Origin of the sequence: Rahnella sp. AN3-3W3 (assembly GCF_003263545.1) — a bacterium.
Lineage (GTDB): Bacteria > Pseudomonadota > Gammaproteobacteria > Enterobacterales > Enterobacteriaceae > Rahnella > Rahnella variigena.
This window is the reverse complement of sequence record NZ_JYDG01000028.1, coordinates 82,779-89,392: the sequence shown is the minus strand read 5'-3', so window position 1 is coordinate 89,392 and position 6,614 is coordinate 82,779. Positions and strand designations below refer to the sequence as shown.

At 50.1% G+C, this 6,614-nt stretch carries 7 protein-coding genes; 6 read left to right on the top strand and 1 reads right to left on the bottom strand.

The genetic code is table 11. From position 1 onward, the window contains the following. Window positions 1-121: 121 nt before the first annotated feature. A complete protein-coding gene (gene gmhB / locus UC15_RS10290; protein WP_112288352.1) occupies window positions 122-688 on the bottom strand; it encodes a D-glycero-beta-D-manno-heptose 1,7-bisphosphate 7-phosphatase in 567 nt (188 codons plus the stop codon). A 179-nt stretch (window positions 689-867) separates the two neighbouring features. On the opposite strand from gmhB, the gene metN reads away from it, so the two are divergent. The 6 genes from metN (at window position 868) to proS (ending at window position 6,539) form a co-directional block, all read left to right on the top strand. Further along, a complete protein-coding gene (gene metN, locus UC15_RS10285) occupies window positions 868-1,899 on the top strand; it encodes a methionine ABC transporter ATP-binding protein MetN (RefSeq protein ID WP_112288351.1) in 1,032 nt (343 codons plus the stop codon). Further along, a complete protein-coding gene (locus UC15_RS10280; protein ID WP_015696115.1) occupies window positions 1,892-2,545 on the top strand; it encodes a methionine ABC transporter permease MetI in 654 nt (217 codons plus the stop codon). The genes metN and UC15_RS10280 overlap by 8 nt, the downstream gene beginning before the upstream one ends. Before the next feature lie 61 nt (window positions 2,546-2,606). Beyond that, window positions 2,607-3,422, top strand: a complete 816-nt coding sequence (locus UC15_RS10275) for a MetQ/NlpA family lipoprotein (protein ID WP_112288350.1) — start codon at window positions 2,607-2,609, stop codon at window positions 3,420-3,422. A 168-nt stretch (window positions 3,423-3,590) separates the two neighbouring features. Then, a complete protein-coding gene (gene rcsF, locus UC15_RS10270) occupies window positions 3,591-3,998 on the top strand; it encodes an Rcs stress response system protein RcsF (protein WP_112288349.1) in 408 nt (135 codons plus the stop codon). Continuing rightward, entirely contained in the window at window positions 3,995-4,702 is a 708-nt protein-coding gene (gene tsaA / locus UC15_RS10265) for a tRNA (N6-threonylcarbamoyladenosine(37)-N6)-methyltransferase TrmO (protein WP_112288348.1), read from the top strand. Before rcsF ends, tsaA begins: the two co-directional genes overlap by 4 nt. 118 nt (window positions 4,703-4,820) lie before the next feature. Continuing rightward, window positions 4,821-6,539, top strand: a complete 1,719-nt coding sequence (proS, locus tag UC15_RS10255) for a proline--tRNA ligase (protein ID WP_112288346.1) — start codon at window positions 4,821-4,823, stop codon at window positions 6,537-6,539. Window positions 6,540-6,614: the final 75 nt, after the last annotated feature.

The window sequence follows — 6,614 nt, the reverse complement described above, 5'->3', positions numbered from 1 at the left end:
ACTTCGTGATGTTGTTCACGTTGTTCCCTGTCGATGGAGCGGCATTATAGGGAGTTCGATTTTAATGGCAAGCGAATAAATACAGTTTTATTTCGTTTGCCGTTTTTTTATCCAAAGACGGTTATTTTTGCGCTTTTGCTATAAAGGAAGGCAAAGCAGCAAGGCTTTCCAGCACAGCGTCAGCTGCACTTTCACTTTGTTCTGTCACCGGCTTGCCGGTACGCACTAAAATCTTATGCCCGACGCCTGCGGCGGCAGCTGCCTGCATATCTTCCTGTTTATCGCCCACCATATAAGAAGAAGACATATCAATGTTCAGCTCTTCTTTAGCCGTTAAAAACATACCTGGCAGTGGCTTACGACAATCACAAACCTGGGTAAACTCTTTAACTGTGCCTTCAGGATGATGAGGACAGAAGTAGATGCCGTCGAGATCGACACCGCGATCAGCCAGTGACCAGTCCATCCACTCGGTCAGCGTCATAAACTGATCTTCAGTAAATTTACCGCGGGCAATGCCGGACTGATTGGTCACCAGCACCAGCAGAAAGCCCATTTCCTTTAATTTAAGACAGGCGTCAATGACGCCATCAATGAACTGGAATTCATCGATTTCATGTACATAGCCGTGATCGACATTCAAAGTACCATCACGGTCGAGAAAGATTGCTGAAACAGGTTGTGCCACGAATTTGCTCCTGATGCCTGATTAATGGCGTGAGTATCGCATGTTTTCACTGCCTGTGAGAATGCTAACCTGGTTGACTTAGACGTCTAGACGCCTTAGCATCCACGACATGCTACGGGGGCGATCCCCGAAGAGTTAATTTCACCACGTCACGGCAAAAAGACAGAATAAAAAATAATATGATTAAACTTTCAAACATCACCAAGGTTTTCCAGCAGGGTGCGCGCCAGATAGTCGCGCTCTCTGACGTGAGTCTTCACGTCCCTGCCGGACAAATTTACGGCGTCATCGGTTCATCCGGCGCAGGTAAAAGTACTCTGATACGCTGCGTCAATTTGCTGGAACGCCCGACCGAAGGCCAGGTATTGGTTGATGGTCAGGATCTGATGTCCTTTTCTGAAAAAGCGCTGACCCGCGCACGTCGCCAGATTGGGATGATCTTCCAGCACTTTAATCTGCTTTCGTCGCGTACCGTATTCGGCAATGTTGCGTTGCCACTGGAGCTGGACAATCTGTCTTCAGCTGACATCAAAAAACGCGTTTCTGAACTGCTGAGTCTGGTCGGTCTGGAAGATAAGCATGATGCTTACCCGGCGAATCTTTCCGGCGGACAAAAACAACGTGTGGCGATCGCTCGTGCGCTGGCCAGTAATCCGAAGGTATTGCTTTGTGATGAAGCCACCAGCGCCCTGGACCCGGCCACTACACGCGCCATTCTGGAATTGCTGAAAGATATCAACCGTCGTCTGGGATTAACCATCCTGCTCATTACCCATGAGATGGACGTCGTAAAACGCATTTGCGATCAGGTTGCGGTCATCAGCGACGGTAAACTGATTGAGCAGGATAAAGTGAGCGAGATGTTTTCTCATCCGAAAACTCCGCTGGCTCAGCAGTTCATTCAGTCCACATTGCATCTGGATATCCCGGAAGATTACGCCGTACGCATGGTGCCGGAACCAGAAACAGGTCGAGTTCCCTTACTGCGTCTTGAATTTACGGGACAGTCGGTGGATGCTCCGCTGCTTTCAGAAGCTGTACGACGCTTTGACATTAACAACAATATTATCAGTGCGCAGATGGATTATGCCGGCGGCGTCAAGTTCGGGATTATGCTGACAGAATTGCACGGTTCAGAAGAAAACACTCAGGCGGCAATTCACTTCCTGCAAGAGAATCAGGTTAAAGTAGAGGTACTCGGGTATGTCTGAGGCAATGATGTGGTTAATGGGCCGGGGTATCTGGGAAACTGTCATTATGACACTGACCTCTGGCTTTTTTGGTTTTGTGCTGGGCTTGCCTTTTGGCGTTCTGTTGTATGTAACGCGTCCGGGTCAGATTGCAGAGAATAAAAACGTTTACCGCGTGATGTCCGCGCTGGTAAATATTTTCCGTTCTATTCCTTTTATTATCCTGCTGGTGTGGATGATCCCGTTCACCCGCATGATTGTCGGTACTTCTATCGGTTTGCAGGCCGCGATTGTTCCGCTCACCGTCGGTGCGGCACCGTTTATTGCCCGTATGGTTGAGAATGCGCTGCTGGAAATTCCCAGCGGTCTGGTGGAAGCCTCCCGCGCGATGGGCGCAACACCGATGCAAATCATCCGTAAAATCTTATTGCCGGAGGCTCTGCCGGGTCTGGTCAACGCAGCCACCATCACGCTGATCACTCTCGTAGGCTATTCTGCTATGGGTGGCGCGGTCGGCGCCGGTGGTTTGGGACAAATCGGTTATCAGTACGGTTATATCGGTTACGACGCAACTGTGATGAATACGGTATTAGTCCTGTTAGTGGTTTTGGTGTATTTAATTCAATTTTGTGGCGACCGCATCGTAAAAGCAGTCACACATAAATAAGAAATGGCCGTTGTAATAGCTACCCTGTGAATGATTTATATCCGCTTATTGAGGAAAGGACATGTCTAACAAATTCAAATCCATTGCCGTTGTTGGCGCGCTTCTGGGATCGCTGGCATTAGTCGGTTGCGGACCAAAAGAACAAGATCCAAACCACATCAAAGTGGGTGTGATTGTGGGTTCAGAACAACAAGTTGCTGAAGTTGCTCAGAAAGTAGCGAAAGAAAAATATGGCCTCGACGTTGAGCTGGTGACGTTCAACGATTACGTGTTACCTAACGAAGCGCTGAGCAAAGGCGATATTGACGTTAACGCCTTCCAGCACAAGCCTTACCTGGATCAGCAGATTAAAGATCGTGGTTACAAACTGGTTCCGGTCGGTAACACCTTCGTATACCCGATCGCAGGTTACTCTAAGAAAATCAAATCTGTTGATGAACTGAAAGAAGGCGATCAGGTTGCTCTGCCAAACGACCCGACTAATCTCGGCCGTTCACTGCTGCTGCTGCAAAAAGTCGGTCTGATTAAACTGAAAGATGGCGTTGGTCTGCTGCCAACCGTTCTGGATGTGACTGAGAATCCTAAAAATCTGAAACTGGTTGAGCTGGAAGCACCACAACTGCCGCGTTCACTGGATGATGCGAAAATCGCTCTGGCTGTGATCAACACCACTTACGCGAGCCAGATCAACCTGACTCCGGAGAAAGATGGCATCTTCGTAGAAGATAAAGAATCTCCGTACGTTAACCTGATCGTTGCGCGTGAAGATAACAAAGACGCTGAAAACGTGAAGAAATTCGTTCAGGCTTACCAGTCTGATGAAGTTAACGCTGCAGCGAACAAAATCTTCAACGGCGGCGCAGTTAAAGGCTGGTAATCCGTTGCTGTCAGGGAAGCAGGTTTTGCTCTGCCCCTTACGCTGTAAATATTGCTTTCATAAATAAATTCAAGGCGGGCATATGCCCGCCTTGTTATTTCCTCAATACCTTGGTTCAATAACGCCACATTCTTTCCTGTAAACATATTAAAAAGCAGAGGATATACCATGCGTGCTTTACCTCTCTGTTTGTCGGCGCTTTTGCTGGCGGGTTGTTCTTTGACTCAACATCCACAGCCAACCCCTCCTGCACCCGTTGTAAAAGAAGAGCCAAAACCAGTCAAACCTAAACCGGCTCCGGTCCGCCCTGCCCCGGTAAAACTCTATAAAGATGCTGAAGGCCTGGTTGGTAGCCCTTTCCGTGATTTAGGCGAAGTCTCCGGTGAATCCTGCCAGGGTGATCAAAATGACGCGCCGCCGAGCCTTGCTACTGCGCGTAAAAGAATGCTAACCCGTGCCTCTTATATGAAGGCCAATGCGGTATTACTGCACCAGTGCCAGATCATCAGTGGTGTGCCGGGTTGCTTCCAGCAAGCGATTTGTCAGGGTTCAGCCCTGAACGTCACGTTTAAATGACCTCATTTTCATTTGAACAAATAGGGACGATTCACTCGCCCTATAAAGAGAAGTTTGCTGTTCCGCGCCAGCCGGGTTTGATTGAGGATGGTGGCGGCGAATTGCATCTGCACGCGCCTTATAACCAGCCCGAAGCCGTTCGCGGGCTGGAAGATTTCAGCCATTTATGGGTGATGTTTATTTTTCATCAGACGATGGAAGGTGGGTGGCGTCCGACCGTTCGCCCGCCGCGTTTAGGCGGGAATACGCGCACCGGCGTGTTTGCCACCCGTTCGACCTTCCGCCCCAACCCGCTCGGAATGTCTCTGGTCGAGCTGAAAGGTATCCGCTGTCAGGGGCAGAATATTATTTTGCAACTGGGCAGTCTGGATTTGGTAGATGGCACACCTGTTGTGGATATTAAGCCTTATCTTCCCTTTGCAGAAAGCCATCCTGACGCGCGCGCCGGATTTGCCCAGCACGCACCGGATGCCGATATGCCGGTCGAATTTTTACCACAGGCTGAACGGCAGCTGGCTGAACATGCGAGGCAATATCCGCATCTGCGCCGTTTTATCACGCAGGTTCTGGGACAAGACCCCCGCCCGGCTTACCGCAAAGGCGAAGCCACCGAGCGGGATTACGCTGTTCGCCTGCTGGACTTTAATGTCCGCTGGCGGGTAACGGGCTCCCTGAATCAGGTATTGTCCCTGGACAAAAAATAATTTCCTCTGCGTCTCTTTTGACAACAGCAACTCGCTGGTAAACTAAGCCACTTTTCACGTTTTGGCTGCCACTGGCAGCCTGATTGCAATTTGCAGTGCTAACGGAACCAACAACATCATGCGTACTACTCAATATCTGCTCTCTACACTAAAAGAGACGCCAGCCGACGCGGAAGTGATCAGCCATCAGCTGATGCTGCGTGCGGGGATGATCCGTAAACTGGCCTCAGGCCTGTATACCTGGCTGCCAACCGGCTTACGTGTTCTCAAGAAAGTCGAAAACATCGTACGCGAAGAAATGAACAACGCGAACGCCATTGAAGTGTCGATGCCGGTGGTTCAGCCCGCTGATTTATGGCAGGAGAGCGGACGTTGGGAACAATATGGTCCCGAGTTGCTGCGTTTCGTTGACCGTGGCGATCGTCCATTCGTTTTGGGTCCGACCCACGAAGAAGTCATTACTGATTTGATCCGTAATGAAGTCAGCTCGTACAAACAATTACCGCTGAATTTCTTCCAGATCCAGACCAAGTTCCGTGACGAAGTTCGTCCGCGCTTTGGCGTGATGCGTTCCCGTGAATTCCTGATGAAAGACGCCTACTCATTCCACACGACGCAGGAATCTTTGCAGGAAACGTATGATGCAATGTATGCAGCCTATAGCCAGATCTTCAACCGCATGGGGCTGGATTTCCGTGCTGTTCTCGCAGATACCGGTTCTATTGGCGGCAGCGCATCGCATGAGTTCCAGGTTCTGGCACAAAGCGGCGAAGATGACGTGGTGTTCTCTGACTCCTCTGATTTCGCGGCTAATATTGAGTTTGCTGAAGCGTTAGCACCAACGACACCACGCGCTGCACCTGCTGAAGAGATGCGTGTTGTTGAAACCCCTGATGCCAAAACCATCGCTGAACTGACAGAACAGTTCCAGGTTCCGGTTGAGAAAACCGTTAAGACCCTGATGGTCCACGCTACCGCAGAAAGCGGCCATAAGCTGGTTGCGCTGTTGGTTCGTGGTGATCACGAACTGAATGAAATCAAAGCCGAGAAATTGCCACAAGTTGCAGTACCACTGACTTTCGCAACGGAAGCTGAGATTCGTGAAATCGTGGCTGCTGGTCCGGGTTCACTCGGTCCGGTCAATCTGCCAATGCCAGTTGTCGCTGACCGCACGGTTGCCGCCATGAGCGATTTCAGTGCAGGCGCCAACATCGACGGTAAACACTATTTCGGTATTAACTGGGATCGCGATGCTGCGCTGCCAGAAGTGGCGGATATCCGTAACGTCGTTGCCGGTGATCCAAGCCCGGATGGTCAGGGTACTCTGGTTATCAAACGCGGTATCGAAGTCGGTCATATCTTCCAGCTGGGTACCAAATACTCAGAAGCAATGAATGCCACTGTTCAGGGCGAAGATGGCAAAAACCAGGTGATGACCATGGGTTGTTACGGCATCGGCGTAACCCGTGTGGTTGCTGCAGCGATTGAACAGAATCACGATGATCGCGGCATTATCTGGCCGGATGCTATCGCACCATTCCAGGTCGCTATTCTGCCAATGAACATGCATAAATCTTTCCGCGTGAAAGATGCGGCAGAAGCGTTGTACAAAGAACTGCGCTCACACGGTATTGATGTGATCCTCGACGATCGTAAAGAACGCCCGGGCGTCATGTTTGCAGATATGGAACTGATCGGCGTTCCACATCACGTAGTGATTGGTGATCGTAATCTGGATGCTGAAGAGCTGGAATACAAAAACCGTCGCACCGGCGAAAAACAGATGATCAAACAAGGCGATATCGTTGAATATCTGCTGAGTCAGATCCCGCGTTAAGAGCGGACAACGATTTTTTGACGTAAAAAATGCCCGCTTTATGCGGGCATTTCTGTTTTTGTGCAATTCAGTTTG